At 72.9% G+C, this 23,419-nt stretch carries 22 protein-coding genes and 1 pseudogene; 12 read left to right on the forward strand and 11 right to left on the reverse strand.

Features of this window, described 5'->3' with window-relative positions:
• Window positions 1–183: 183 nt before the first annotated feature.
• Complete coding sequence (locus OG422_RS05480; protein WP_143941757.1) at window positions 184–951, reverse strand: SDR family oxidoreductase; 768 nt, start codon at window positions 949–951, stop codon at window positions 184–186.
• A 178-nt stretch (window positions 952–1,129) separates the two neighbouring features.
• On the opposite strand from OG422_RS05480, the gene OG422_RS05485 reads away from it, so the two are divergent.
• Both OG422_RS05485 and OG422_RS05490 read left to right on the forward strand, forming a co-directional pair.
• A complete protein-coding gene (locus tag OG422_RS05485) occupies window positions 1,130–2,416 on the forward strand; it encodes an exo-beta-N-acetylmuramidase NamZ domain-containing protein (RefSeq protein WP_405740298.1) in 1,287 nt (428 codons plus the stop codon).
• Between the two features lie 87 nt (window positions 2,417–2,503).
• Window positions 2,504–3,847 (forward strand): MFS transporter, encoded by a 1,344-nt coding sequence (locus OG422_RS05490; RefSeq protein ID WP_405740301.1) that lies wholly within the window; start codon window positions 2,504–2,506, stop codon window positions 3,845–3,847.
• 70 nt (window positions 3,848–3,917) lie between these two features.
• Here OG422_RS05490 and OG422_RS05495 read toward each other — a convergent pair whose 3' ends face one another.
• Entirely contained in the window at window positions 3,918–6,734 is a 2,817-nt protein-coding gene (locus OG422_RS05495) for a penicillin acylase family protein (RefSeq protein ID WP_405740304.1), read from the reverse strand.
• A gap of 226 nt (window positions 6,735–6,960) precedes the next feature.
• On the opposite strand from OG422_RS05495, the gene OG422_RS05500 reads away from it, so the two are divergent.
• The 3 genes from OG422_RS05500 (at window position 6,961) to OG422_RS05510 (ending at window position 10,081) form a co-directional block, all read left to right on the forward strand.
• A complete protein-coding gene (locus tag OG422_RS05500; protein WP_405740307.1) occupies window positions 6,961–7,626 on the forward strand; it encodes a hypothetical protein in 666 nt (221 codons plus the stop codon).
• A gap of 73 nt (window positions 7,627–7,699) precedes the next feature.
• The gene (locus OG422_RS05505; protein WP_405740310.1) at window positions 7,700–8,518 is read left to right on the forward strand and encodes a 3-keto-5-aminohexanoate cleavage protein; all 819 of its coding nucleotides are present in this window, start codon (window positions 7,700–7,702) and stop codon (window positions 8,516–8,518) included.
• 123 nt (window positions 8,519–8,641) lie between these two features.
• Window positions 8,642–10,081 carry an amidase gene (locus OG422_RS05510; RefSeq protein WP_405740313.1) on the forward strand — a complete coding sequence of 480 codons (1,440 nt, stop codon included), beginning with the start codon at window positions 8,642–8,644 and terminating at the stop codon, window positions 10,079–10,081.
• 187 nt (window positions 10,082–10,268) lie between these two features.
• Here OG422_RS05510 and soxR read toward each other — a convergent pair whose 3' ends face one another.
• The gene (soxR, locus tag OG422_RS05515; RefSeq protein WP_405740315.1) at window positions 10,269–10,802 is read right to left on the reverse strand and encodes a redox-sensitive transcriptional activator SoxR; all 534 of its coding nucleotides are present in this window, start codon (window positions 10,800–10,802) and stop codon (window positions 10,269–10,271) included.
• Between the two features lie 220 nt (window positions 10,803–11,022).
• Between soxR and OG422_RS05520 the strand changes: the two genes are divergently transcribed.
• A complete protein-coding gene (locus OG422_RS05520; protein ID WP_143941763.1) occupies window positions 11,023–11,484 on the forward strand; it encodes a MaoC family dehydratase in 462 nt (153 codons plus the stop codon).
• Between the two features lie 108 nt (window positions 11,485–11,592).
• Here the strand turns inward: OG422_RS05520 and OG422_RS05525 are convergent, their stop codons facing one another.
• Entirely contained in the window at window positions 11,593–12,222 is a 630-nt protein-coding gene (locus tag OG422_RS05525) for a TetR/AcrR family transcriptional regulator (RefSeq protein WP_405740318.1), read from the reverse strand.
• A gap of 200 nt (window positions 12,223–12,422) precedes the next feature.
• On the opposite strand from OG422_RS05525, the gene OG422_RS05530 reads away from it, so the two are divergent.
• The gene (locus tag OG422_RS05530) at window positions 12,423–13,064 is read left to right on the forward strand and encodes a TetR/AcrR family transcriptional regulator (protein WP_143941765.1); all 642 of its coding nucleotides are present in this window, start codon (window positions 12,423–12,425) and stop codon (window positions 13,062–13,064) included.
• 103 nt (window positions 13,065–13,167) lie between these two features.
• Window positions 13,168–14,223 carry an urea transporter gene (locus OG422_RS05535; RefSeq protein ID WP_405740321.1) on the forward strand — a complete coding sequence of 352 codons (1,056 nt, stop codon included), beginning with the start codon at window positions 13,168–13,170 and terminating at the stop codon, window positions 14,221–14,223.
• A gap of 57 nt (window positions 14,224–14,280) precedes the next feature.
• Here OG422_RS05535 and OG422_RS05540 read toward each other — a convergent pair.
• The 3 genes and pseudogenes from OG422_RS05540 to OG422_RS05550 form a co-directional block, all read right to left on the reverse strand.
• Window positions 14,281–14,612: pseudogene (locus OG422_RS05540) on the reverse strand (hypothetical protein); the annotation flags it as partial.
• 122 nt (window positions 14,613–14,734) lie between these two features.
• Window positions 14,735–16,174 carry a CitMHS family transporter gene (locus OG422_RS05545; RefSeq protein ID WP_405740324.1) on the reverse strand — a complete coding sequence of 480 codons (1,440 nt, stop codon included), beginning with the start codon at window positions 16,172–16,174 and terminating at the stop codon, window positions 14,735–14,737.
• A gap of 177 nt (window positions 16,175–16,351) precedes the next feature.
• Entirely contained in the window at window positions 16,352–16,963 is a 612-nt protein-coding gene (locus OG422_RS05550) for a TetR family transcriptional regulator (protein ID WP_405740327.1), read from the reverse strand.
• A 213-nt stretch (window positions 16,964–17,176) separates the two neighbouring features.
• Between OG422_RS05550 and hmgA the strand changes: the two genes are divergently transcribed.
• The 3 genes from hmgA to OG422_RS05565 all read left to right on the forward strand — a co-directional run bounded on the left by hmgA (window position 17,177) and on the right by OG422_RS05565 (window position 20,736).
• A complete protein-coding gene (gene hmgA, locus OG422_RS05555; RefSeq protein WP_405740330.1) occupies window positions 17,177–18,517 on the forward strand; it encodes a homogentisate 1,2-dioxygenase in 1,341 nt (446 codons plus the stop codon).
• Window positions 18,518–18,533: 16 nt separating this feature from the next.
• Window positions 18,534–19,283, forward strand: coding sequence for a GntR family transcriptional regulator (locus OG422_RS05560; protein WP_405740333.1), 750 nt, complete (start codon window positions 18,534–18,536; stop codon window positions 19,281–19,283).
• A 214-nt stretch (window positions 19,284–19,497) separates the two neighbouring features.
• On the forward strand, window positions 19,498–20,736 hold the full coding sequence (locus OG422_RS05565) for a type ISP restriction/modification enzyme (RefSeq protein ID WP_405740336.1): 1,239 nt from the start codon (window positions 19,498–19,500) through the stop codon (window positions 20,734–20,736).
• 154 nt (window positions 20,737–20,890) lie between these two features.
• Here the strand turns inward: OG422_RS05565 and OG422_RS05570 are convergent, their stop codons facing one another.
• The 4 genes from OG422_RS05570 to rpmB all read right to left on the reverse strand — a co-directional run bounded on the left by OG422_RS05570 (window position 20,891) and on the right by rpmB (window position 23,086).
• On the reverse strand, window positions 20,891–21,154 hold the full coding sequence (locus OG422_RS05570) for a hypothetical protein (RefSeq protein WP_078654008.1): 264 nt from the start codon (window positions 21,152–21,154) through the stop codon (window positions 20,891–20,893).
• Window positions 21,155–21,405: 251 nt separating this feature from the next.
• Window positions 21,406–22,215: an SGNH/GDSL hydrolase family protein gene (locus OG422_RS05575; protein WP_405740339.1), complete on the reverse strand. Its 810-nt coding sequence runs from the start codon at window positions 22,213–22,215 to the stop codon at window positions 21,406–21,408.
• A 329-nt stretch (window positions 22,216–22,544) separates the two neighbouring features.
• Window positions 22,545–22,850 (reverse strand): 30S ribosomal protein S14, encoded by a 306-nt coding sequence (gene rpsN / locus OG422_RS05580; protein WP_143944441.1) that lies wholly within the window; start codon window positions 22,848–22,850, stop codon window positions 22,545–22,547.
• A complete protein-coding gene (gene rpmB, locus OG422_RS05585) occupies window positions 22,850–23,086 on the reverse strand; it encodes a 50S ribosomal protein L28 (protein WP_405740343.1) in 237 nt (78 codons plus the stop codon). Before rpmB ends, rpsN begins: the two co-directional genes overlap by 1 nt.
• Window positions 23,087–23,150: 64 nt before the next feature.
• Between rpmB and rpmG the strand changes: the two genes are divergently transcribed.
• Window positions 23,151–23,315: a 50S ribosomal protein L33 gene (gene rpmG / locus OG422_RS05590; RefSeq protein ID WP_405740346.1), complete on the forward strand. Its 165-nt coding sequence runs from the start codon at window positions 23,151–23,153 to the stop codon at window positions 23,313–23,315.
• Window positions 23,316–23,419 lie beyond the last annotated feature (104 nt).

Genomic DNA, 23,419 nt, shown 5'->3' on the forward strand with positions numbered 1-23,419 from the left:
TTTCGTCCTGGGCGCCGGGGCCCGCCGCGGGCGGCCCGCGGGCCGGAAGCGTACGGGGACCCGGTCGGTGCCGGATTCCGTGCGGGGAGGGAGGGGTGGTGGTCGGCCACCCCGGGGCGGGGCGCGCGGGGGCGCGGCCCGGTCGGCAGGGGGCGCGGGGCGGGGGCCGCGCGCCCGGGGCAACTATCGGTTCTCCCTCTCCTCCAGCTTCTGCTGAAGGCGGTTCATGCTGCCGAGCCAGCGGTCCGGTTCGGTGGCGCGTGCGGTGTAGTACCCGGCGACCTCCGGGTGCGGCAGGACCAGGAAGCGGTCCTCGGCCATCGCGTCGAAGAGGGCGTCGGCGACGGTCGCGGGCTCGACGGCGGTGGGGGTGAGGACCAGCTCCCCGGCGGCGCCGGTCGCGGCGAGCATGTCGGTGCGTACGCCTTGCGGGCAGATGGCGTGCACCGCGACGCCGCGGTGACGGTAGGTCAGCGAGAGCCATTCGGCGAAGGCGTACGCGCCGTGCTTGGTGACGCTGTAGGGCGCCGCCTCGATCATGGTGAGGAGTCCGGCGGCGGAGACGGTGGAGACGAAGCGGCCCGCGCCGCGCGCCAGCCAGCCGGGCAGCAGCTCGCGGGCGGCGCGTACGTGCGCCATGACGTTGACGTCCCAGGCCAGTGCCCAGTCCTCCTCGGGCGCCCCGGGGCCGCCGCCGGTGCCGACGCCCGCGTTGGCGCAGAAGATGTCGATGTCGCCGCCGAGCGCCTCGCGGGCGGCCGGGACGACCGCGGAGGCGTCCCCGGGGACGGCGAGCCCCCCGATCTCCCCGGCGGTCTTCTCCGTCTTGGCCGCGTCGAGGTCGTTGACGACCACCCGGGCGCCCTCGGCGGCGAAGCGGCGGGCCAGTGCGGCACCGATCCCCCCGCCCGCCCCGGTCACGACAACGGCCTTGTCCCGTACGGCTTCCACGCTGGCTCTCCCTCGGTCGGGTCGCTCGGCTCTCCCCCAGGAGGCAGACTAACCAGTCGGTATGTCGCAGTGGAAGAGCCGGACGCGCCACCCTCCGGCGCGTTCCCGAGGGGCCACGCGCGGGTTACGGTGCGCTCGGCACGGACCCTGTCCGCTCACCGCTCCCGGAGGGCCGCACATGACCCTGTCCCGACGTCTGCTGCTCGGCCGTCTCGCCGCGACCGGGGCCGCCGGTGCGGCGCTCACCGCCGCGCCCGCCACCGCCTCCGCCGCCTCCGCCGCGCCACCGGGCGGCCCGGCCCGCCGCCCGGTGCGCACCGGCTTCGACCGGCTCGCCGCCGACGGCTACCGCCTCCTCGACGGCCACTCGGTCGGCATCGTCACCAACCCCACCGGCGTCACCCCGGACCTGCGCCACCTCGTCGATGTACTGCACGCCGACGAACGGGTGCGGCTGCGCGCGGTGTTCGGCCCCGAGCACGGCTTCCGCGGCACCGCGCAGGCCGGCGGTTCCGAGGGGCGGTACGACGATCCGGCGACCGGGCTGCCGGTGTACGACACGTACGGCAAGAGCGGCCGGGAGCTGGCGGACATCTTCACCGCGTCCGGGGTGGACACCGTGGTCTTCGACATCCAGGACGTCGGCGCGCGCTTCTACACGTACATCTGGACGCTCTACGACTGCATGGTGGCCGCCGCGCTGGCGGGCAAGCGGTTCGTGGTGCTGGACCGGCCCAATCCGGTGACCGGGCGAGATGCGGCGGGGCCGGTGCTGGATCCGGCGTACGCGTCGTTCGTCGGCCGCAGGCCGATCGCGCAGGCGCACGGGATGACGGTGACGGAGCTGGCGCGGCTGTTCAACGACGAGTTCGTGGCGGCGGACGCGGGGCGTGCGGTGCGGCTGGAGACGGTGGCGATGTCCGGGTGGCGGCGCGGCGACTTCTTCGACGCGACCGGGCTGCCGTGGGTGCCGCCCAGCCCGAACATGCCGACCCCGGACACCGCGCTGGTCTACGCCGGGACCTGCCTGTTCGAGGGCACCAACCTCTCCGAGGGGCGCGGCACCACCCGGCCGTTCGAGCTGCTGGGCGCGGAGGGCATCGACCGGCGCTGGGCCGCGGCGGCCGGTGAACTCGCGCTGCCCGGTGTGCGTTTCCGGGAGGCGTACTTCGCGCCCGCGTTCTCGAAGTTCGCCGGGAAGACGGTCGGCGGGGTGCAGCTGCACGTGACGGACCGGGCGGCGTTCGACCCGGTGCGCACCGGTATCGCGCTGCTGGTGACGGCCAAGCAGGTGTGGGACGGCTTCGCCTGGCGGCCGGATCTCGGCATCGACCGGCTGACCGGTTCCGCAGCCGTCCGCACGATGATCGACAAGGGCGCCGGGACGGACGACGTCGTCGCCGCCTGGCAGCACGACCTGGCCCGCTTCCGGGCCGTACGCCGCCGCTACCTGCGCTATCCGTAGCCGCGCACCCGAAGGGCACTCCCCCGCATCCCACACTTCGAGACACGCCGTCCCATCTATTGACTGCACGTTGCACCGACCGTGAGCATGCCGCTCGTGCGAACCGATACGACATCAGCGAAGAACGGGCCGGGAACGGCGGACGCCGCGGCCACCTCGGAGGGCGGCGGGGAGAGCCTGCGCCGGGTGGCGGTGGCGTCCTTCATCGGCACGGCCATCGAGTTCTACGACTTCTACATCTACGGCACCGCCGCCGCCCTCGTCCTCAACGAGGCGTTCTTCCCGGGCCTCGACCCGGCGAACGCCACCCTCGCGTCGTTCTCCACCTACGCGGTGGCGTTCGCCGCCCGGCCCCTGGGCTCGCTGATCTTCGGGCACTTCGGCGACCGGGTCGGCCGCAAGTCGGTGCTGGTGGCGTCGCTGCTGATGATGGGCCTGTCGACGGCGTGCGTCGGGCTGCTGCCCGGCTACGGCACGCTCGGGATCTGGGCGCCGCTGCTGCTGGTGCTGCTCCGCTTCGTGCAGGGCATCGGCCTGGGCGGCGAATGGGGCGGCGCGGCGCTGCTCGCCGTCGAGCACGCGCCGAAGCGGCGCCGGGGCCTGTACGCGGCGTTCCCGCAACTGGGGCCGTCCGTCGGGTTCTTCGCCGCGACCGGGGTGTTCTGGTTGCTGTCGGCCGTCCTCGACGACGCGGCGTTCCGCTCCTGGGGCTGGCGGGTGCCGTTCCTGCTGTCGTTCCTCCTGGTCGGCGTCGGCCTGTTCGTCCGGCTGAAGATCAGTGAGACGCCGGTCTTCGCGAAGGTGCGGGCGGCGCAGGAGGCCGGGCGGGTTCCGGCACTCGATGTCTTCCGGCGCCATCCGAAGGAGCTGCTGCTGGGCGCCGGCGGCATGATCATCGCGTACGGCCTCTTCTACACCGCGACGACCTACTGCCTTGCCTACACCACCGGCACCCTCGGCATCTCCCGGAACACGATGCTGGGTCTTTCGCTGATCGCCTGTCTCTTCCTCGCCGCGGGGACGTGGCTGGCCGCGACCCGCTCGGACGGCTCCGGACGCCGCAAGCTGGTCCTCGCCGGTACCGGTCTGGCCGTGGTGTGGGGCCTGGTCCTCTTCCCGCTGCTGGACACCGGGCAGCCGGTGCTGATCGCCCTCGGCATCGGCGGCGCGCTGTTCTGCATGGGTGTGGTGTACGGGCCGATGGGCGCGTATCTGCCCGAGCTGTTCGGCGCCACGGTGCGGTACTCGGGCGCCTCGCTCGCCTACAACCTGGGCGGGGTGCTGGGCGGTGCGGTCGCGCCGCTGGTCGCCACCCGGCTCCAGTCGGCGTTCGGCTCGGCGTCGGTGGGCTGGTACGTCAGCGCGATGGCCGTGGCCTCCCTGCTCTGTGTGCTGGCGCTGCCGGAGACCCGCACCCGCGAGCTGGGCTGAGCTCCGCGCGGCGGACGCCGGTCCGGGGCACAGGCCCCCAACCGGCGTCCGCCATCGGTGCGTCCGCAGGTCAGCGGTGCGCGGGGAACTCCACCACCTGCTGGTAGGTGGGGCGGTTCTGCCAGCTGATCGTGGTGTGGGTGAGGCCGCCCACGGCGCGGTGGATGATCGCGTCGGAGCACCACTGGTCGCCGGCCTTGCAGCTGTCGTCGCCCGGGTAGACCTGCTCGGCCGTCTTCCCGGCCGCCTCGCGCAGCGTGTCGAGGAGGGTGTCGCGGCAGGCGGACAGGTCGCCCTTACCGCAGAACGGCCGGGCCAGCGGCGCCTGCACCTTCTCGCCCAGAACCGAGCGCAGGTCCTTGTCGACATAGCTCCACCAGCCGTACTGGAACGCCGATCCGGCGTGCGCCCCGGTCGGGCCGTGGCCCGCCGACGGCGACTCGTCGATCGCGAGGTTGGCGTTGAGCGCCTGGTAGAGATCGCCGCCCAGCTCCGGGGCGAAGGCGTCCTTGACCAGCAGCGGCCACCAGGCGTCCATCAGCCGGACCGCGTCGGGGTGGGTGTAGGTGTGCGATCCGGCGGCCGTCTCCCGGCGCTGGGAGCCGTCCCGGCGCCACGAATCGAGCTGCTGCACCGCCTTCTTGAGCTGCGGATCGGTGACCGGCTCGCTCTGCAGCACCCGCAGCAGCTCCGGCAGTACGTCCTCACCGCGCAGATCGGTGACGGCCGCCTCGGACATCGCCCGGGTCAGCGAGGCGCGGGTGACGCCACCCTCGGCGGTGAGGGCCGCGACCCGGTCGTCGAGGAGGTCGGCGCGGTGCACCGGGCCGTTGCCGAAGCCCGCCGAGTCGTAGTCGGCGGCCTGCTTGTTGTTCCAGGAGACGTAGTAGTCCTGGTTCACCGACTGCGGATGCTGGGCGGGGGGCGTGTAGTCGGTGAGGTTGTTCTCCGGCTGGAAGCCGCGCCACTCGTACTCCGGTGCCGCCTTGATGGGCAGCGCCGGGTCGACCTTCGGGTTGCGGACGGGGTTGAGGCCGCTGTTGTAGTACGCGATGTCGCGGGAGTCGGCGTAGAACCAGTTGAAGGCGTAGCCGATGTGCTGGGCGGCCTGCTGGAACGTCGCCGCGTCGCGCACGTACGAGGGGTCGTTGAGCATCTGGAAGCCGATGATGGAGTCGGCCTCGTGGCGGTAGGTGGAGCGCAGCGCCGTGTAGGCGACGGGCTTACCGCCGATGGTGGCGCGGTGGGTGACGGTGCCGTACTTGGTGCGGAAGATCTGCATCCGGTACGAACCGGCGGCTGTCGGGTCGGCGATGGTCGGCTTCCAGGAGTTGGTGCGCTCCAGCTTCTCCATCGGGACACAGTCGCCGTGGTAGCGGTAGGCGACCGCGTCCTTGGTGGCCGGGGAGCCGTCCGTGTTGCACAGGTCCACGGCGTAGGTGTCGGTGATGTCCTGCCCCGCGGAGGTGGCGCTCCAGGCGTAGTCCTGGCCGCGGCCCAGCTGGACGTACATGCCGACACCGGCGAAGGAGGCGCCGCGGGCGCTGATGCCCGGCCCCTGGATCTCCTGGAGCATCAGCAGCTGCGGGGCGAAGTAGCCGGTCTGCGGCCCGAAGACGGCGACGGGGTGACCACTGGCGGTGCGCTTTCCGGAGACCAGCAGGGCGTTGGACATCCCGCGGTGCTGGGTCGGGTCGAAGGCGCCCTTGGGCAGCACGCCGTCCTTGAACAGCCCCTCCAGCTTGCGGTACTTGGCGGGCGCCCGGACCGGCTCCTGTGCGGGCTTCTTGGCGCCCGCCGCGCCGGTGCGGTCGAAGACCAGCTGCTCGGGGGTGACCGATCCGGCGTCGGGCAGCGCGGTGCCCTCGGCCTTGGCGGGCTTGACCGCGTACGGGAAGCTCTGGCCGTCGTGGAGGGTCTTGGTGGCCTCGGGGTCGTTGCGCTCGCGGAAGGACTCCCAGAGCGCGGTGCCCTTCTCGACGCCGTACTTGTGCTGTGCGGAGAGCAGTGCGAGGGCGGACGGGACCTCGCCGCCACCGCCGTTGCCGAAGAGCCCGCCGACGACGGAGGCGAGGGCGATCAGGTCGGTGAGCTCGAAGGGCTGGATCTCCCCGGCGTTGGTGATCGCGTCGACATGGCCGGTGAGCACGTACTCACCGGGGAAGTAGCGGCCGTTCTTCGACTGTTCGCGGTAGGCGTTGATGCCGTCGACATACGCCTGGGCATCCGCCATGACCTGCTTGCCGCGGGCGCCGTTGGTGTCCCGGATCCGGTCGACCTGCGCCTGGAGGTCGGCCTCGGTGTACGGCGCCTGGGGCCAGAACTCCTGCTCCAGGCCCTGGTTGGCGAGGGCGCCACCGGCGAACGACGTCAGCTCGCCGCGTCCGATGTGCCGGAAGAGGTCCATCAGCCACAGGCGGTCCTGCCCGGCGGCATATCCGGCGCCGAACTCGGTGCCGTAGCGGGTGGTGCCCTTGATGTGCGGGATGCCGGTCTTCTTGTCCCGGGTGATGGTGACGTCGTCGCGCGGCGCGGTGACCTTGTCCACCTGGTCCTTGGGCACACCGAAGGAGGAGTCGTTGAAGAAGTCGGTCAGGGTGTCGTCGGTGAGCGACCGATAACCGCTGGCCAGGGCGCCGTACGGGGCGAGTTGGTCGTCGGAGTGCGCGGGGTGGGTGCCGAACACCTTGCTCGCCAGGATGTCGGCGAGGGTCGCGTTGCCCGTCGCGCCCGGCGGCAGGATGTCGGCACACTGGCCCTGGCAGAAATCGGAGCCATCGGGCCCGTCGGCCGCGGCCGCGGTGGGAGGCGGTGCCAAGAGCGTGGCACCCAAGGCGAACAGGGCTGCCGCGGCGGCGGTCCTGACCCTTCCGGTACGTCGTCGCATTCCTGCTCCTCGGGAGGCGGGTGGGGCCGGACGTTACCGCTGGTTACCTCTCCTCGGGAAGGTGAACAGCAGTCACCTTTTCGCATCCCTCACCGGATACCCCCGGCAACCTCCGCCCCTTCCGTTCCACACCGGGAATCCGCAAGGAAATTCGATGGATCCGGGCGGCCTTCCGCTGCGTCCCTTCCGTGTCCAGTCGGGTCCTCCCCACGGAGGTGGGATGAAAATGGCCGGTTTCAGAGCTTTCGCCGCACAGGTCCGCGATCCGCGGCTCCTCGCCACACGGCGCCGCACCGCCCTGCGCAAATGCCTGGAGCGCTTCGCCCCTTACGGGCACCGCGCGACCTGGCACCACCTGTGCACCCGGGCCGGTATCGCCCCGCAGGACCGCGATCCCGACCCGGCGCGCCTGCTGGCCGCCCTCGTCGAACTGGAGGAGGCGCGCGCCCTGTGGCTCGCGTACGAGGCGGAGTGCGTCGCGCGGCGGCGCCGGGAGAAGCGGGACGGCATCCGGCAGCCCGGTGCGCTCGACGCCTGGCACCGGCGCACCCGGGGCGGCTGCGAGATCGTGCCGTGCGCGGCACCGCACCGGCATCCGGCGGCGCCGCTCGCGGCGGTCCTGCGCACCGTCATCACGGCGATGGAGTCCGGACGGCCCCGGCGCGACTGCCCGGTGTGCGGCTCCCCCCGCTTCCGTCCGCTCGCCGACGCGGACCGCCGGGCCGCCGGACCGGTCTGCGCGGACTGCGGCGTGATCACCCCGGCCGCCCTGCTGACCCGCGACACCTTGGCGGCGGCCCGGCGCGACGCCTCCGGCACGGCACACGCCGCCGAGGCGGGAGCGGTGACCTCGGCGCCCGACGTGCACTTCGGGGCGTCGATAGCGGCCTGAACGGCCGTTCCCCCGCGCGGAGTTCGGACCCTCGCGGCGGGCGTTGTCAGACCCCTGTGCCAGCATCGGGGGTATGACTCAGGTCGCTCTCAACGGAGCCCGCACCGCGGCGGATTCGGCCGCGGTGCCGCTGTCGCCGACCGCGCTGGCCGAGGCCGCGCGGCGGGCGGTGGCGGCCGGGGCCACCTCCGTCCACGTCCACCCCAAGACCCCCTGCGGGCAGGACTCCCTCTCGCCCCGGGTGGTCGCCCCCGTCCTGGAGGCGCTGCGCGCGGCGGTGACCGTCCCGGTCGGGGTGACGACGGGCGCGTGGGCCGCGCCCGATCCGGCGCGGCGGGTGGCGTGGATACGGTCCTGGCCGCTGCTGCCCGACCACGCCTCGGTCAACTGGCACGAGCCCGGCGCCGAGCAGGTGGCCGCCGCGCTGCTCGCTCGGGGCGTGGCGGTGGAGGCCGGGATCCGGTCCGGCACCTCAGGCGCCGCGCGCTTCGCCCGCTCACCGCTGCGCCCGCGAGTGCTGCGGGTGCTGGCCGAGGTCACGGACACCGATGCGGTGACGGCCCCGGACACGGCCCGGCGGCTGCTGGCCGCGCTCGGCGCCGCCCGGCACGGCCGCCCGGTGCTGCTGCACGGCGAGGAGGGCGGCGCCTGGCCGGTGCTGCGGCTGGCCCTCCGCCTGGGCCTGGCCACCCGTATCGGCATCGAGGACACCCTGCTGCTGCCGGACGGCTCCCCCGCCGCTGACAACGCCGAACTGATCGCCGCGGCAGTAGGGTTGGCGGCGGCCGAGGCACCCTCGGGCGCGGCGCGGGTCTCCGCTCCGGCCGCCCAGGAGCCGATATCCGACGGCGGCGCACCCGGTGACTCCCCGGGCGCCGCCTCCGGCGGGTGAAGCGGGGCGGAACCTCGTCCCGTACGGCCGGAAGCCGACAGAACCGCTCACGGACGGTTTCGCCGCCGTCCGCCGACGCCGCACGGCACTCGGGCCCGCGGCACTGCCGAGAAGGGGAACTCCATGGCCGAGCTGCACGATCTGACCGCCCTCGAACAGGCCCGCGCCATCAGCGCGGGCGACCTCTCCCCCGTCGAGCTGACCGAGCACTACCTCGCCCGCATCGAACGGCTCGACGACACCGTCGGGGCGTTCCTCACCCGCACCCCGGAGATCGCCCGCGAGCAGGCCGCGGCGGCGGAGCGGACCGCCACCGCCGCCCGCCGCGAGGGCCGCCCACTGCCGCCACTGCACGGCGTCCCGGTGCCGGTGAAGGACCTCAGCCAGGTCGCCGGGGTGCGTTTCACGATGGGCTCGCTCGCCCTGGACGACCGCGTAGCCCCCGTCGACGACCATGTCGTCACCCGGCTCCGCGCCGCCGGGACCGTGCTGCTCGGCAAGACCAACACCCCCGAGTTCGGCCTGCCCTGCTACACCGAGAACAGACTGGGGCCGCCCGCCCGCACCCCGTGGGACCTCGACCGGTCGGCAGGCGGATCCAGCGGCGGGGCGGGCGCCGCCGTCGCCGCGGGTCTGGCGCCGCTCGCCCACGCCTCGGACGGCGGCGGTTCGATCCGTATCCCCGCCGCGGCGTGCGGCCTGGTCGGCCTCAAGCCCAGCCGCGGCCGGGTCAGTTCCGGCCCGGTGCTCCACGACGTCACGGGCCTGAGCACCTCCGGCCCGCTGGCCCGTACGGTCGCCGACGCCGCGGCGCTCCTCGACGTACTGGCCGGGCCGATGCCGGGGGACGCGTTCACCGCGCCCGCACTGCCGCCCGGCGAAACGTTCTCCGCGCAGGTGGGGCGCGACCCCGGGCGGCTGCGGATCGGCGTCCTGGCCGGGGCGCCAGTGCCGGGCGCCGAGGTGCACGAGGAGTGCCGACGGGCGGTCGCCGACACCGCGGCGCTGCTGAGCGGCCTCGGCCACCACGTCGAGGAGGTGTCCCTGCCCATCGACGCCTCCGTCCTGGAGGACTTCACCCGCGTCTGGTCGGTGATCGCCGCGAACCGCCCCGTGCCGCCCGGCCGCGAGGAGCTGCTGATGCCGCTCACCCGCCATCTTCGCGAGCGCGGCGCCACGGTGTCCGGCCCGGAGTTCGCCCGCTCCCTCTACGCCCTGCACCACCTCGGCCAGACCGTCGCCGACACGCTGATGCCGTCCGGCGGGTACGACCTCCTCCTCTCCCCGACGGTCGCCGCACCGCCGCCGAAGGTCGGGGAACTGCGCAACGACGCCGACCCACAGGCGGAGTTCGCCGCCATCGGCGCGTACTCCCCCTTCAGCGCCCTTTACAACGCCACCGGCCAACCGGCGGTAAGCCTGCCGCTGCACCAGACCCCCGAGGGTCTGCCGATCGGCGTGATGCTCGCGGGGCGGTATGGGGAGGAGGCGGGGTTGATATCGGTGTCGGCTCAGCTGGAGAACGCTCGGCCTTGGGCGGGGAGGAGGCCGAGGATGTGGTGAGGTGTGCCCCGCGGGTACGGGGCGCGCCCCCGGGACCGCAGGACTGTACCGCTGCTGGCTGGGACCATCCCCGCGCACGCGGGGCCCGCCCTTCATGACCAGCAGTTTCGCCAGTCCGGGTTCGGGGTGTCCGTCACTTGGCCAGAGCGCGGCGAAGCCTGGGAGGCAGCAAGGCCCGGGGGTTGCCTCACCGCACCTCCCCCGGCGCCTCGTCCGCGCAGCCACCCGCAGCGTTCCCGGAGGGCGCCCCAGGCTCGGCCACCCCCCGATCCACCCGCAACCGGCGTGCCCCCGGCCCCTGTTGGCCGAGGTTGTCGTACGGGTTGGAGAGGGCACAACGTTCGAGGGAAAGGCAGCCGCAGCCGATGCAGTCGGTCAAGTGGTCGCGCAAGTCGACGAGTTGACCGATGCGTTCGTCGAGTTCGGCGCGCCATGCCTCGGAGAGGCGGGCCCAGTCGTCGCGGGTGGGGGTGCGTTCGTCGGGGAGTTCGGCGAGGGCGTCGCGGATCACGGCGAGGGGGATGCCGACCCGCTGGGCGGCGCGTACGAAGGCGACGCGGCGCAGGGTGTCGCGGGTGTAGCGGCGCTGGTTCCCGGACGTGCGGGTGCTGCTGATCAGGCCCTTGGTCTCGTAGAAGTGCAGTGCGGAGACGGCGGCGCCGCTGCGCGCGGAGAGCTGGCCGACGGTGAGTTCATGGACCTTGAAGGGAAGCTGAGGCACGGGCCCAGCCTAGGGCGCCGGACACCGGGCAGCCGTCCACCGAGTCCGACACCCACCCCGGCGCCCGCCGGTCCGTTGACAGCAGCACGCACACTCCGCATGCTGAGCAAGCGCTTAGCCCAGAGGCTTGGCGCAGGGATCAGCCAGTACACGGTCAGCGACGACGGGCGCCCGGCAGGGCGTGACCGGGCGGCGCGGGAAACTTCAGGAGGCGGACGGGATGGCAGAGCCCCGGGTGTTCGGATCGCTCGACGAGCTGCGGGCCGCGGTCGGCGAGGAGCTGGGCCCCAGCGACTGGCTGGAGATCGATCAGCGGCGGATCGACCAGTTCGCCGAGGCCACCGGCGATCACCAGTGGATCCATGTCGACGCGGAGAAGGCGGCGGCCGGACCGTTCGGCACCACCATCGCGCACGGCTATCTGACGCTGTCGCTGCTGCCCGCCCTCGTCCCGCAGCTGATGCGCGTCGACAACGTCGCGATGGGCATCAACTACGGCACCAACAAGGTCCGTTTCCCCGCCCCCGTGCCGGTCGGCTCGCGGGTGCGGGCCACCGCGCGGATCGCGGAGGTCACGGAGGTGGCCGGCGGGGTGCAGCTGACGACGGCGGTGACGATCGAGCGCGAGGGCGGCGGAAAGCCGGTGTGCGTGGCGGAGTCGGTCAGCCGGTTCACCTTCTGAGGCGGCGGCGGGCACGGGGCGAGCGCACGGCACCCGCCCCATGCCCGCCGCCTCACTCCGAGACCATGACCCCGAGACCGGCACGCGGAGGCCGTCACACGGAGGCCGTCACTCCGCCCCCGCGCCCACCATCCGCAGGACCAGCCCCGCGTAGAGGACGCCGACCTCGTCGGGGGTGCGGCGGCCGTCGGCGGTGAACCAGCGGGCGACGTCCACGCAGAGCGACAGCACGGCGAGGGTGGTGCCCGGGACGTCGTCGGCGCGGAACTCCCCGGAGTCCGCGCCGTCCTGGATGATCTGGCGCAGCAGCCGGTCGGTGCGGCGGCGCAGCGCAGTGATCTCGGCGTAGTGCTCGGGGCCGAGCGCCTGGAGTTCGTACTGGATGACCCGGGCGGTGGTGTGGTGCTCGGCATGCCAGCGGACGAAGGTGCGGACGGCTGCGGCGAGCCGTTCGGCGGCGCTGCCGTCGGCCGCGGCGGCCTCGCCCATGATGGCGAGCGCCTTCTCGTGGCCGATGCCGCTGATGCGGTAGAGCAGTTCCTCCTTCGTCCGGTAGTGGATGTAGAGCGCGGCGGGGCTCATTCCGGCGCGGCCCGCGATGTCGCGCGTGGTGGTCGCGTGGTAGCCGCGTTCGGCGAACGCCTCGACGGCGGCGCGGACCAGGCGCCGTGCGGCGTCCGGGGCCACATCGGCCCACTCGTCGCCGGCGCCCGCCGCCTCCCGTGCCTCCGTGTCCATCGCACACCCCGCTTTTCCTCCGCCACGGACCCTCCACGGACGGACCGCACACCTTACCGCGCGGGTGAGCGGACGCTTAGCGCATGTCCGCGGGGCGCGGGGCCAGGTGGCCGGAGCACCCGGACGCCGGTCGGCGCACCCCACGAGACAGCCACTCGGCACCGCTGGTCAGCGGCGGGGCGGCCTCTACCATGTGAGGCATGGCCCGACCCCGCAAGCCTCTGCTGAGCCGCGCCCGGATCGTCGCCGCGGCGCTGGCGCTCATCGACGCGGAAGGGCTGACGGCGCTGTCCACCCGGCGGCTCGCCGCCGAGCTGGGGGTGAGCGGCCCGTCCCTCTACAACCACTTCACGACCAAGGACGAACTCCTCGACGCGGTCGCCGACACGGTCATCGCGCAGGTCGACGTCACCGCCTTCGCGGACGGCGACTGGCGGACCGGGCTGCTGGGCTGGGGCCGTTCGTACCGCGCCGCGCTCGCCGCGCATCCGCACATCGTGCCGTTCCTCGCGCAGGGGCCCGGCCGCCGCCCGGCGGGGCTGAAGATGGCCGATGCGGCGTTCGGCGGTCTGGTCGACGCGGGGTGGCCCCCGGCCCAGGCGACCCGCGTCTGTGCGATGGTCCGCTACTTCGTGGCCGGTTCCGCGCTCGGTTCGTTCGCCCGCGGCTTCGTCGACGACCCCGGCGCGTACGATCCGGACGCCTATCCGCACCTCGGGCAGGCGCATCTGCTGCCGGAGCATCAACGCCGGGTGGACGAGGGCGCGTTCGAGGCCGGGCTGCTGGCGCTGGTCGACGGGCTCGCGCTGCACCATCCGCAGCTCACCCCGCACGGTCGGTAGCCACGTCGCCCCGCGCGGGCCCTCACCCCGGCCCCCACATCTCTTAGATGTAGAGTGCACCAGCCTCTGACCGGCAGGGGTATTTCGGGCATGGGGAGGCATCGTGGGCCAGCGGGACACGAGGGAGGGCGCCGCGCCGCAACCGGATACGGCCGCCCCCGGCAGGCGGCTATGGGAGTTCGTGCTGGCGGTGCTGCGCGGCCAGGCGCAGGTCGACTTCCTGCCCCACGCCCTCACCGGCGCGATCTTCGCCGTCGCGCTGTTCGCCGCCGGCTGGCAGTACGGCGTCTACGGTCTGCTCGGTACGGCGGTGGGCACGGCGACCGCCCGGCTGCTGGGCGTCGCCCGGGACCGGATCACCGCCGGGCTCGAAGGCTTCAACGCCTGTCTGGTCGCGGTCGGCTTCGCCGTCTTCCTCGGCGCCGACCACCTCTCCACCGCGCTGCTCGCGCTGGCCGGGAGCGCGGTGGTCACCGTCGTCACCGGCGCCGCCGCACGGGTCCTGGCGACCTGGGACCTGCCGACGTTCACGCTGCCGTACTGCCTGATGGCCAGCTCCATGACGATCGCGGCGCCCGGCTTCGAGCGGATCTGGCACAACGGCGAGGGGCTCGCCGCGCTCACCCACCCGGCGGGCGGCCCCACCACGCTCAGCTGGACCGATCTGTGGCACGCCTTCTTCGCCGACTTCGCGCAGATCTTCTTCATGCCGCAGTGGTACGTCGGCCTGATCTTCCTCGTCGGCATCTTCGTGGCCAGCCGCCGGGCCGGGGTGATGGCCTGTGTGGGAAGCGTGGTGGGCACCTTCACCGCCTGGGCGCTGGGCGCACCGGCCGCGGAGGTCGCCGAGGGCACCATGGGATACAACGCGGTGCTGGTGGCGATGGCGCTGTGCGGGGTGTTCCTCGTCGCCGACGCCTGGAGCCTGGGCTACGCGGTGGTCGCGGTGGTCGCGGCGACCGGCCTCAGCTCGGCGATGGCGGCCCTCTTCGCCCCGTCCGGCGGCCACACCTTCACCTGGCCGTTCGTCCTCGTCTCGCTGGTCTTCCTGGTCGCCGCCCCGGCCTTCCCGAGGCTGCGCCGCCCGGATACGGCGGCACCCACCGACAGCGCGGACGGCGCGGACGGCGCGGCGACGCAGGTCGCCGCGGCGGCCTGAGCCCGGCGGGTCCGCGGCCTCAGCCGCGGCGCTCCGGCGCCGGGGCGCCGGCGGGGGCAGCGATCCGGCCGGACCGCTGAGCGCACAGCCGCCGGTGATCAGTGCGACGCCGGTGACCAGTAGCGGGGTGCACCGGCCGTGGCCGGTACGGCGGCCCAGCGGGACGGCAGCGAGCAGCGGCAGCAGGGCGTGGACGGCGGTGATGACGCCGATGGCGCGGGGTTCCCCAAGCTCTCCACCACGTTCGAGCAGGGGAGGCCCCATTCGCCGAGCGCGAGGGCCCGGCAGGAGACGGCCGACCGCGCCATGCTCACCGCTCCCTGGGCGCAGGAGAAGGTGAGGACCAGACGCAGCAGGCGACTCCTGCCGGGTCTCGCGGGTTCCGCCACGGGGGCCGTTTCCGTTCGTGGGCGGGGTTTCGGGGATGTGCAGGCGGGTTCCGTGGGGGGCGGCGGGCGCCCCTGCCGGCCGCCCGCCACCGGCCCTCCGGTACCTGCTTTCCGGTACCGGCCTAGATGATGCCGATCAGAAGTCCCGCGCACAGCACCACGAGGGAGGTCAGCGCGGCCCACTTCATGGTGAAGCGGGTGTGGTCGCCGAATTCGACGCGGGCCATGCCGATGAGGACGAAGACCGCGGGGACCAGCGGGCTGGACATGTGCAGCGGCTGTCCGACGAGGGAGGCACGGGCGATCTCGACGGGGTCGATTCCGTGGGCGGCACCGGCCTCGGCGAGGATCGGGACGATGCCGAAGTAGAAGCCGTCGTTGGACATCAGATACGTCAGCGGGATGCTCAACACGCCGGTGACCAGGCCCATGTGGGGACCCATCGCGTCCGGGATGTTGCCGACCAGCCAGCGGGCCATGTGCTCGACCATGCCGGTGCCGGTGAGGACGCCGGTGAAGACGGCGGCGGCGAAGACCATGCCGGAGACGTTCAGGACGTTCTCGGCGTGCGCGGCGATGCGCTCCTTCTGGAGGTTCATCTGCGGGAAGTTGACGGTGAGGGCGAGGGCCGCGCCGATCAGGAAGAGCACCGGGATCGGCAGGGTCTGGAGGATCAACAGGGTGAGCAGCGCGACGGTGAGCGCGGCGTTGAACCAGTAGAGCTTGGGCCGCAGGGTGGCGCGGTGCAGGTCCAGGCCCTGGAAGCCGTCGTCCGTGGCGCCCGCGGCGCCCGCGGTGGTGTCCGTACCGCCGGAGGCCGGCGTCGTACGCGCTGCCGCGGAGTGCCCGGTTCCGGTGCCCGCGCCGGTCAGGACCTGCTCGGTCTCCTCGGCCTCAGCCGTCGCGACCGCGCTCTCGGTCGTCTGGTCCGCGCCGTCGAAGGACAGCACGCCGAGCCGCTTACGCTCGCGGCGCCCGAGGACGTACGCGAGGACGAGGACGGCGGCGAGGCCGCAGGCGAGGGCCGGGATCATGGGGACGAAGATGTCACCGGCGTCGAGCTTGAGGGCGGTGGCGGCGCGAGCCGTCGGGCCGCCCCAGGGGAGGGTGTTCATCACGCCGTTGGCGGTGGCGGCGATGCCGGTCAGGACGACCAGGCTCATCTTGAGCCGCCGGTAGAGCGGGTACATCGCGGAGACCGTGATCATGAACGTGGTGGAGCCGTCACCGTCCAGCGAGACGATCGCGGCGAGCACCGCCGTACCGACGACGATGCGCAGCGGATCGGCCTTGCAGAACCGCAGGATGCCCCGGACGATCGGGTCGAAGAGCCCGACGTCGATCATCACGCCGAAGAAGATGATGGCGAACATCAGCATCGCGGCCGTGGGGGCCAGATCGCCGATGCCCTTGATCACGTAATCGCCCAGGTGCGCACCCTTTCCGACGAGGACGCAGAACAGCACGGGGATGAGTACGAGCGCCGCCATCGGCGACATCTTCTTCATCATGATCAGCACCAAGAAGGTAGCGATCATGACAAATCCGAGGATTGTCAGCACGGGGATACCTCACGTTCGCCCTTGAACACCCGCCGAGATGGCGGTCGAGGTGACGTTAGGTGGCCGAAACTCGTGTTAACAAGGTCTTGACGTGCGAGCAATACGAGCAAAACACCAGGTCACGAAGGGGAAACGGATATATGGGCCGGGGCGGGCACCACCACGGCCGCCCCCGGCTCACTCGTCGAGGTACCGGGCCAGATAGCTGCGCAGCAGCTCCTTCGTCTCGGTGACGATGAGCGGATCGCCCTCCGGGCTGACCCGGAAGGCGAGTTGGAGGAGGGAGTCGGCCGCCTCGACGCCGACGAGGAAAGCGGTGCGCAGCCGTTCGTCGGCGGCGCCCAGCGCAAGGGGCCCGGCGAGCAGTCCGAGGAGGCGGTCGGCGACCGCATGGTTGGCCTGGCGGGAGTCGCGCGGCGCCGGGACGGTGAACTCCACGAGCGCGAAGCCCGGCACCGTCCGCTTCATGGCGAGGTACTCGTCGACGACCACGTCCATCGCGCCGCGCCAGCCGCCCGGTGCGTCCGGGGCGGCCAGCCGGGCCGTGATGCGGTCGGCGTACGCGTCGAGGTTGCGCCCGGCGAGCGCCTCGGCCATGGCGCGTTTGTGCGGGAAGAAGCGGTAGACGGAGCCGATCGGCACCCCGGCGCGCCCGGCGACGGTGCGGGTGCTCAGGCCCTCGTAACCGCCCTCCTCCAGCTCCTCGGCGCAGGCGTCGAGGATGCGGGCCAGGCGCTGGGCACTGCGGCGCTGGACGGGGACGCGGCGGAGCGGAGTGGGCTGCTGCACCCCTCCATCCTGCCCGGCGATCCGCGAGGTGACCGGAAGTCACCCGGATGGCCGTACCCGGCGGCGGAGCGGGTGCGGCCGACGGCCGCTGCCGGAGATGCAGGGAGCCTAGATCCGGCCACCCCGGCCGGGAGTCTCCGTTGACGCCCCTCCCCACCAATCCTAGGGTTTCCCATAGGATTCCAGGATTCCTCAAATCGGCGGGAGCGCGCGATGACAGGTACGGGCACGGAGCGGAAGGGCGCGGCGGCCGGGGAGGCGGACCTCGCCTACCTCACCGGATTCGGGAACGAACACAGCTCCGAGGCGGTGCCCGGCGCGTTGCCCGAGGGCCGCAACTCCCCCCAGCGCGCCCCCCTCGGCCTCTACGCCGAGCAGCTCAGCGGCTCCGCGTTCACCGAACCGCGCGCCCACAACCACCGGTCGTGGCTCTACCGCATCCGCCCCTCGGCCGCCCATCCGCCGTACGTCCGGGTCGCACGGCGCGGGGTGCGCTCCGCGCCGTTCACGGACTCCGTGCCCGACCCCAACCGCCTGCGCTGGGACCCGCTGCCCGAGCCGCAGGAGCCGACCGACTTCCTGGACGGCCTGTGGACCCTCGGCGGCAACGGCGACGCCACCCGGCGCACCGGTATGGCGGTGCATCTGTATTACGCCAACTCCTCCATGACGGACCGGGTGTTCGGCGACGCCGACGGCGAGCTGCTGATCGTGCCGGAGAGCGGCACGCTGCTGTTGCACACGGAGTTCGGCGTGCTGCGCGCCGCACCGGGCGAGGTCGCGCTGATCCCGCGCGGCGTCCGCTTCCGCGCCGTGCTGACCGGCCCGCACGCCCGCGGCTACGTCTGCGAGAACTACGGCCGCCCGTTCCAGCTCCCCGACCTCGGCCCGATCGGCGCCAACGGCTTGGCCAACGCCCGGGACTTCCGCGCCCCGGTCGCCGCGTACGAGGACACCGAGCGGCCCGTGGAGGTCGTCAACAAGTTCTGCGGCAACCTCTGGAGCGCGACCTACGACCACTCGCCGCTCGATGTCGTCGCCTGGCACGGCGACCACGTCCCGTACGTCTACGACCTGCACCGCTTCAACGTCATCGGGTCGATCAGCTACGACCACCCGGACCCGTCGATCTTCACCGTCCTCACCTCGCCGTCCGACACCCCGGGGCTGGCCGGGGTGGACTTCGTCGTCTTCGCGCCGCGTTGGCTGGTCGGCGAGGACACCTTCCGGCCGCCGTACTTCCACCGCAATGTGATGACGGAGTACATGGGCCTGATCGAGGGCGCGTACGACGCCAAGACCGGCGGGCGAGGCGGGTTCGTACCCGGCGGCGGCTCGCTGCACAACATGATGTCGGCGCACGGACCGGACCAGGAGACGTTCGAGCGGGCCAGCGCGGCGGAGCTGGCGCCGCAGAAGATCGACGACGGTCTTGCCTTCATGTTCGAGACCCGCTGGCCGCTGACGCTGACCGATCAGGCCAGGCAGGCCGACCACCTGCAGCGCGGCTATGACGACGTATGGCAGGGTCTCCAGCGCCACTTCCGCCCGTGACACCGGGGAACGCCCTGTGACGACCTTCGCTCCCGACTCGCTCGCCCTGAACCGCAAACTGCCCCTGTGGTACCAGGTTTCACAGTCGCTGCGCGCCTCCATACTGGGCCGCTCCCCGGACGCGCCGCTGCGGCTGCCGACCGAGGACGCGCTCGCCACGCACTACGGCGTCAGCGTGCTGACGATGCGTCAGGCACTGAAGGAGCTGGAGACGGAGGGACTGATCAGCCGGCACCGGCGGCGCGGCACGTTCATCGAGCCGAGCGCCCGGCGCGCCGCCCCGGTGCGGCTGCTCGGTTCGGTGGACGCGATCGTGGCCCAGCAGTCCGGGATGACCTCCCGGCTGCTGGAGCACGGGCCGGTGCCCGTGCCTCCGGAACTCGCGGAGTTCTTCCCGGGGTTGCGGGAGGTCGCCGGGTACGTCCGGCTGCGCAGCGACGAGGAGAGCGGCGAGCCGACCAACCACGCCCGCAACTACGTCCACCCCGAGGTCGCCGCCCGCGTCGACCCGGCCGATCTGGCGCACCGGCCGATGACGAAGGTGCTGCGGGACACCGTCGGCGTGCGCATCAGCCGGATCACCGACACCGTCGAGGCGCGGCTCGCCGACCCGGAGACCGCCCGGCTGCTGCGGGTGCCGCTGCTCAGCCCGATCCTGCACTACACCGGCATCACCTACGACGAGTCGGGCCGGGCGGTCGACGTCACGCACATCCACTACCGCGGCGACCGGTTCTCGTTCACCGTCACGCTGGACGCGGACTGAGCCACCGGGACACGTCCCGCGTCAGATCCGCTCCAGGCCCGGGGTGCGTCCACGACGCCGCGCCGGGCCCAAGCCTTCGACGTCCCGCCGTCCGCCCGCAGCGGGGGCGTTCGCGCGCACGCCCTACGATGCCGGGGTCGGCCGAACGGTCCGGGAGGGCTTGGTTTGACGTCCTCCCCCGCCTGAAGGCGGGGGGCGTCCTCGGAGGTATCAGGTGAAGACGAAGCAGGACGCACCACTGCTGTCCGATCTGCTGCCCTGGTCGGTGCCGCCGCTGCGGCCCGGCCGTGCCTGGGTCACCGGCCCCGATCCGGCGGTGTTGCGCCGCCGCTGGGACGCGCTGGCGGCCGCCGATGACGCGGCCGAACGCGCCCGGCTGCTCTGCCCGTCGCGCGCCCGTACGCTGCACACCGCCGTCGGGCAGCTGCCCGGCCAGGCCACCGCGACCGGTTCGCTGGCGGGCACGCCGGGCCGCTGCCCCGAGCCGGTGCGGTTCGCCCACGGCGGCTTCGATCTGCGGTGGCTGCTGCCCGACCACCGGCTGATCGACGCGGCCCGGCCGGAGCTGTGGCGAGTCGCCGACGCCCGGCAGCTCTTCGTCGTGGAGTGGACCGCGCAGCCGCGCGAGACGGACCCGCCCCTGCTGTGCTCGGCGGTGCTGCCCGACGGACGGTCACCGGCCGGGCGCGGCGGACGGATCCGCCCGCTCCACAAGCGGCCCGGCGGCCATGAACCGAACCTCGCGCCGGGCCTGACCGCGCTGCTCGCGGAGCGGCTGGGCCGCTCGGTGGCGCCCGCCGACGTCCTCGCGTGGGTGATGGCGGCGGCGCAGTCCGCCGCCGGGGGCTGCGCCGTCCCGCTGCCCGTGGACACCGGGCTGTGGGAGCGCGGGGTGGCGCTCGGGGAGCGGCTGGTGTGGCTGCAGACCCGCGGAGCGCACGACCGCGGTGGCCCGGCGGGCGCCCGGCCCCGACTGCCGGGCGGCCGCCGCCCGTACGTCCGCGCCGCGCTGCCGCCCCGCGGTCTGCCCGCGGCCTGTGCGTACGACGCGGACGAGGAGGCGCTGCTGCTCGGCGCCGGGCGGATCGCCCCCGTACCGGCGGGCGCGTGGGCGTACCACGCGGACGGGGTGCGGGTCCTTGAGGCATGGTGCGCAGCGCGGTCGGCGACGGCCGGGGCGGACGCTCAGGAGCCACTGGCGGCGCTCGGCCCGGACGGCTGGCCGCCGGAGTGGACGACGGAGCTGCTGGAGCTGGTCACCGTGTTGGCACTGCTGGCCGAGGCGGAGCCGGAGCGCGCCGCGCTGCGGCAGGAGGCGGCGCAGGGGCCGGGCATCGGTGTGGCGGAGCTGCGGGCGGCCGGGGTGCTGCCGGTACCGGCGCGGGCCCGGCGCCCGGCGTCCGTGCTCGACCATCAGGAGGAGGGGCCGGGCGGGCAGTTCGCGCTGCTGTGAGCGCGCCGGGACATCACGGCCCGGAATATGCAGAACCACCCGTCACGGGCAACGGGTGGTGGGTGGCGGGGCGCCGTCCCGGGCCGGGCGGGCGGGGGGCCGCCGCGCCGCACCGGGACGGCGTGGCCGCCGGGGTGCCGAGGTCAGCTGTGGGTCAGCCGTGGCCGCCGAACAGCGAACGCCGTAGCCTGCGCAGCGGCGCGAACAACGACACCCGTGCGCCGCGGCTGCGCCGCGTACGCATGTGATCACGAGCCGTCAGTTCCTGCATCAGTGACGTCGCGCCCTGCGCCTCGCGCTGCGGGATGGCAGGGCCGCCCAGCACCGCGAGGTGACGGTCGAGGCGCGCACTGGACGCGCCGCTTTTGCAGGTGATGGCAGGGACTCGCGCCCTGCTGCGCACTGTTATCTGTTCCATGACTCTCCCCACCCGTACGAGGGCACCCGGCCCCGGGCAGGGTAACCCTATCTCTCCCCGAGGACACACGTGCAGACCGGCCATCGGTTTCACCTGCCTCGCCGTGGTGTTGTCCGACACCCTACGGAAGATCACGTACGAGGGTGCGCGGACGGCGAGTTGAACCCCCGGCGGGACGGGGCCGGGCGGGTGACGCGGCGCGGGAGGACCCCCGACCGGGAACCCTCCCATGCATCTGAGTGCGCCTGGGGTCAGGCGGCGGAGCGGAAGACCGGCAGGTAGCCGCTGGACTGGCCGGTGGCCGTGGGGTGGTACGACTCGTCGACCGGCACGGTGACGCTGCGCAGCCAGGCGCTGCCGGAGCAGAGCTCATGGCCGCTGAAGGTGGAGTTGACGTCGGCGAAGGCGAAGCCGTGGTTGGCGGCGCGCTTGGCGGTGACGCCGTTGATCTCGTCGGCCGCGCCGTTGATGGCCGCGCGGGACTTGTCGGACAGACCCGCGACGCAGCTGCCGCCGATCTTGTAGAAGTGCGGGTAGCCGAGGACCACCACATGGGCGGACGGCGCCTTCTGGGATATCGCGCTGTAGACGCCGTCGAGCTGACCGGGGAGCGTGTTGTCCACGTAGGCGATGGCCTTCGAGACGGCCGTCAGGCAGGCGCTTTCGCCCTGGAGCGCACAGGTCGTCATAGTGTCCGCGAACCCGGCGTCGTTGCCGCCGATGCTGATGCTGACCAGGCCGGTCGAGGAGTTCAGCGGGGCGAGCTGCCCGCCCAGCACATCGCCCGTCTTGGCGCCGGAGCAGGCGGTGAAGTTGAAGGACGCGGGCGAGTTGGCGGCCGCCCACAGCGCGGGATAGGACTTCGTGCTGCGTTTGCAGGAGCCGCTGGCGCTGTCGTAACTGCCGGCGCCGACGCCGGCCGAGTAGGAGTCGCCGAGTGCCACGTAGCCGGTGGCGGCCAGGGACCGTTCGGCTGCGGTGGCGGCGCTCGCGCCGGTGAGCACGAGCGCCAAGGTGGCGAAGAGGGCGGACGTCACCTTGGCGACGCGGGACAGTCTCATGGAACCTCCCAGGGGCAGTGTCTCTGCCAACTCGTTAGTAGCAGGACTCGCGAGTAACCGGAAGTGCTCATGTCAAAACTCGTGGAGAGTTCACGGCAAGTGCCCCGATTTGCTGGGGAAGTTGTTCGCCCGAAGACATGACCCACACCCCGCTGACACCATGTGCCCCACACGCCTCACCCCCCGAGGCGCACCCGGAAAACCCCATCGCCCGCCCGGAGGGCGGGACTTCACACACGACCCGGCGCACCCCGCCCAGCGGGCACGGTGCCGCACCCGGCGGGGTGCGGCACCACGCTCCGCCGGGCACGCGGCCCGGCGTCGGAGGGTCACCAGGACGACTTGGTGACCCCGGGGAGGAATCCGGCGTGCGCCTGCTCGCGCATCCGCACGCGGGACATCCCGAACTTCCGCAGATGGCCGCGGGGACGCCCGTCGACGCCGTCACGATTGCGCACCCGGGTCGCACTGGCGTCGCGCGGCTGACGACGCAACTCGGCGACGGCGGCGATGCGTTCGACATCACTGGAGGCCGGGCGCCGGATGACCTCCTTCAGCTCGGCGCGCCGGGCCGCGTAGCGGGCGACGACCGCCTTGCGCCGTTCGTTCTTCGCGATCTTGCTCTGCTTGGCCATCAGGCCTTGCCTCCTCGCGCACGGATCCGCGCCACCGCCGCCTCGATACCGATGACATCCACCGCCTTGATCGCCCGGGCACTGAGCGTGAGGCGGACGTACCGCCCCTCGCTCGGCAGCCAGTAGCGCTTGCGCTGGATGTTCGGGTCGAAGCGGCGGGAGGTGCGGCGGTGCGAATGGGAGATCGTGCTGCCGAAGCCGGGCCTGGCTCCGGTCAGCTGACAGTGGGCGGACATGAGAGGCATCACCTTTCCCCGAGAGCGTTGTCGATAATGAAAACCATTCCCATATAGTAGCGGCATGGCACGCACCGAACTCCGCCCCGTCGTCAAACTCCGCTCCACCGCCGGGACCGGCTACGTCTACGTCACCCGCAAGAACCGCCGGAACGACCCCGACCGCCTCGTCCTGCGCAAGTACGACCCGGTCGCCGGCCGACATGTCGACTTCCGTGAGGAGCGCTGAGCGGGGCCGAGCGCCCGAAGCCGTGACGGACGGCACGGACGCCGCACGCACACAAGAGACAGCACAGTCAGAGCAGACAGCAGCAGAGAGAACAGGCAGGACCA

Origin of the sequence: Streptomyces sp. NBC_01525, assembly GCF_045040405.1 — a bacterium.
GTDB lineage: Bacteria > Actinomycetota > Actinomycetes > Streptomycetales > Streptomycetaceae > Streptomyces > Streptomyces benahoarensis.

Coding starts and splice junctions, on each gene's coding strand:
- OG422_RS05530 (WP_143941765.1), top strand. CDS start 12,423: ATGGCCCGACCCCGCAAGCCTCTGCTGAGCCGCGCCCGGATCGTCGCC.
- OG422_RS05525 (WP_405740318.1), bottom strand. CDS start 12,222: ATGGACACGGAGGCACGGGAGGCGGCGGGCGCCGGCGACGAGTGGGCC.
- OG422_RS05570 (WP_078654008.1), bottom strand. CDS start 21,154: ATGGAACAGATAACAGTGCGCAGCAGGGCGCGAGTCCCTGCCATCACC.
- rpmB (WP_405740343.1), bottom strand. CDS start 23,086: ATGTCCGCCCACTGTCAGCTGACCGGAGCCAGGCCCGGCTTCGGCAGC.
- OG422_RS05520 (WP_143941763.1), top strand. CDS start 11,023: ATGGCAGAGCCCCGGGTGTTCGGATCGCTCGACGAGCTGCGGGCCGCG.
- OG422_RS05490 (WP_405740301.1), top strand. CDS start 2,504: ATGCCGCTCGTGCGAACCGATACGACATCAGCGAAGAACGGGCCGGGA.
- OG422_RS05500 (WP_405740307.1), top strand. CDS start 6,961: ATGGCCGGTTTCAGAGCTTTCGCCGCACAGGTCCGCGATCCGCGGCTC.
- rpsN (WP_143944441.1), bottom strand. CDS start 22,850: ATGGCCAAGCAGAGCAAGATCGCGAAGAACGAACGGCGCAAGGCGGTC.
- OG422_RS05495 (WP_405740304.1), bottom strand. CDS start 6,734: ATGCGACGACGTACCGGAAGGGTCAGGACCGCCGCCGCGGCAGCCCTG.
- OG422_RS05575 (WP_405740339.1), bottom strand. CDS start 22,215: ATGAGACTGTCCCGCGTCGCCAAGGTGACGTCCGCCCTCTTCGCCACC.
- OG422_RS05485 (WP_405740298.1), top strand. CDS start 1,130: ATGACCCTGTCCCGACGTCTGCTGCTCGGCCGTCTCGCCGCGACCGGG.
- OG422_RS05510 (WP_405740313.1), top strand. CDS start 8,642: ATGGCCGAGCTGCACGATCTGACCGCCCTCGAACAGGCCCGCGCCATC.
- rpmG (WP_405740346.1), top strand. CDS start 23,151: ATGGCACGCACCGAACTCCGCCCCGTCGTCAAACTCCGCTCCACCGCC.
- hmgA (WP_405740330.1), top strand. CDS start 17,177: ATGACAGGTACGGGCACGGAGCGGAAGGGCGCGGCGGCCGGGGAGGCG.
- OG422_RS05505 (WP_405740310.1), top strand. CDS start 7,700: ATGACTCAGGTCGCTCTCAACGGAGCCCGCACCGCGGCGGATTCGGCC.